Raw genomic sequence first — 231 nt, 5'->3', positions numbered from 1 at the left:
CGATATCCGTGGCCTGGCCCTGGAAGCCGCCCAGCGGCTGGTGGATCATCACGCGCGAATTCTGCAGCGCGTAACGCTTGCCGGCCGCGCCGGAAGCCAGCAGCAGCGCACCCATCGAGGCGGCCTGTCCGACGCAGATGGTGCTCACGTCCGGCTTGATGTACTGCATGGTGTCGTAGATAGCCATGCCGGCGGTGACAACGCCACCGGGCGATTTGATTTAGATGCTGA

At 64.1% G+C, this 231-nt stretch carries 1 pseudogene; it reads right to left on the bottom strand.

The features are described 5' to 3' along the window. Positions 1 to 220, bottom strand: a pseudogene (locus ACQG3P_RS25035) (ATP-dependent Clp protease proteolytic subunit); the annotation flags it as partial. Positions 221 to 231 lie beyond the last annotated feature (11 nt).

The organism is Stenotrophomonas sp. SrG (assembly GCF_050031795.1).
Lineage (GTDB): Bacteria > Pseudomonadota > Gammaproteobacteria > Xanthomonadales > Xanthomonadaceae > Stenotrophomonas > Stenotrophomonas rhizophila_A.
The sequence above is the reverse complement of the archived record's forward strand: the minus strand, read 5'-3'. Positions and strand labels throughout refer to the sequence as shown.